We start from the raw sequence: 1751 nt of genomic DNA, 5'->3' as shown, positions 1-1751 counted from the left end.
ACACAGAACAACGGCTATAACCAAGCGTGTATACCTGAGATTATTCTCTATTTGCTATCTTAGGGATTATAATAATCTTAAGGGGAGATCAGGAAACTAACGCCTGGTCATAGCCGTCACCGTTGTGCTACATTATGAAAAAACTTCTGCTGACAATATTAACTTTACTTTTTACAAGCTTAATTTCTGCTTGTAGTTGCGAATATGGTGGGAATTTTTTACACGTAACCAAATTTTCGGAAACGATTGTTAAAGCCAAAATAATTGAACACGTTTATCATACTGAAGACGGGAAAAGATATACCGCCCATAACGAATTTGTAGCATCTCAAATCCATAACAATTTTGACCCACATTACGGAACAGGCGAATCCATAAATATCGAAATTCTTGAATTGATTCGTGGAACTGAAAAAAGAAAAATAATTGAAATATTTAGTACAGATGGAGCGGATTGTAGAGCTAGTACTAGTGGGTTTGAAAAGGGAAAAATCTATATTATGTCAATTTACCAACCTAAAAGACCTGAACCGAAATTACCAAACGAAACGGATTCTGACTATGCGATTGGTGGTTGTTCAGAAAATTGGGTTGAATATCTACCTGAAACGAATGAAGTTTTTGGAATAATAAAAGGGAAATCTTATCGTAGAAAAGCGAAAAAACATTCCTATGATAAACTGATTAAAAAAATAACGTAGCACAACAATGGCTATAAGTAATTGCTTGTTCTCGCCTACTTCTGATAATCCTCGCGGATTTTCAGTTTGGTGTGTACTTGCAAAGTAAAGTGCTAAACCACGCAACTACTCATAGCCTAGACCGTTGTACAACATATTGATAGTTACTCCCAGGCGACATTTCAAATTGTCGTAACAATGTCGTGTCAGAACCGCTATCATTTCTGGTCATACTTCTTAAATTTGGGAGAAACACCTTGTCTTGGAAAATTTAGGAAACTTACTCAAAGAAGCCCGTCTACTTAAAGGTTTAACGCAGGAAGAACTAGCAGATCGTACGAATATCAATTTGCGCACGATTCAAAGGATCGAGAATGGCGAGAATAAGCCTCGCTTGAATACAGTTCGCTCTCTTGCAGGAGAACTAGGCATCGAACTAGACTCGATAGCAGAACACCTAGCCATGACCAAAAAGAGATCTATCGGAGATCTCGTTGCAGAAGGTTTTTTTCTGCTGGTTCTAAACTTTGTTATGATGGGTATTTTTGGGTATCTAACGTTGGATTCTAACGCCAATCTTAACAGTAAATTCGCTGCAGTTCTTTTGAGTTTTCTGATTCCAATTTTCATCGTTTATCAAACCAAAAGCATGAATAATCTGGAAAGAACTTTAAAGTACGGAGTAGGTTTTCTGCTGTATTTTATTTTGGTTATGGTTCTTCACGGATTTATTGTCGGTTTTGGCAGCCTACTTTTTCCTTGCTTTGCTATCGCTCTAGCTTCACTGTATTATGGGAAAAGACTCGTGAGTAAATCAGAATAAATACGTTGTACAACAACGGCTATAGCCCATCGCCAGCCAGGACATGGGAAATTTTCCTACATTAGATATTATTAATTAGTCTTGGAAGGCCAGTGCTTTGAGGCGCCGGGCCATAGCCAGGACCGTTCTGATGTAATAAGTAGTACGGAGCGGAATCCCAAACGATCCAGTGAAAACCGAATGGGGATATGCCCTGGCCTCTGAAGCAGTATGCACTTGCTAAGGACTGGGCTTTTGGCTGGCGCAGC

The 1751-nt window shown here is 38.9% G+C and carries 2 protein-coding genes; both read left to right on the top strand.

All coding sequences use genetic code 11. The features are described 5' to 3' along the window. Positions 1 to 134 precede the first annotated feature (134 nt). Positions 135 to 701 carry a hypothetical protein gene (locus GWK09_RS14860; RefSeq protein ID WP_163694257.1) on the top strand — a complete coding sequence of 189 codons (567 nt, stop codon included), beginning with the start codon at positions 135 to 137 and terminating at the stop codon, positions 699 to 701. Positions 702 to 942: 241 nt separating this feature from the next. Then, on the top strand, positions 943 to 1503 hold the full coding sequence (locus GWK09_RS14855; protein WP_163694256.1) for a helix-turn-helix domain-containing protein: 561 nt from the start codon (positions 943 to 945) through the stop codon (positions 1501 to 1503). Positions 1504 to 1751: the final 248 nt, after the last annotated feature.

It is taken from the genome of Muriicola jejuensis (assembly GCF_010671595.1).
Classification (GTDB): domain Bacteria; phylum Bacteroidota; class Bacteroidia; order Flavobacteriales; family Flavobacteriaceae; genus Muriicola; species Muriicola jejuensis.
Note: the sequence above shows the minus strand (reverse complement) of the source record. Positions and strands in the feature narration are given on the sequence as shown.

Excerpts from the sequence above, each read along its gene's own strand:
- GWK09_RS14860 (WP_163694257.1), top strand. The coding sequence starts at position 135 with ATGAAAAAACTTCTGCTGACAATATTAACTTTACTTTTTACAAGCTTA.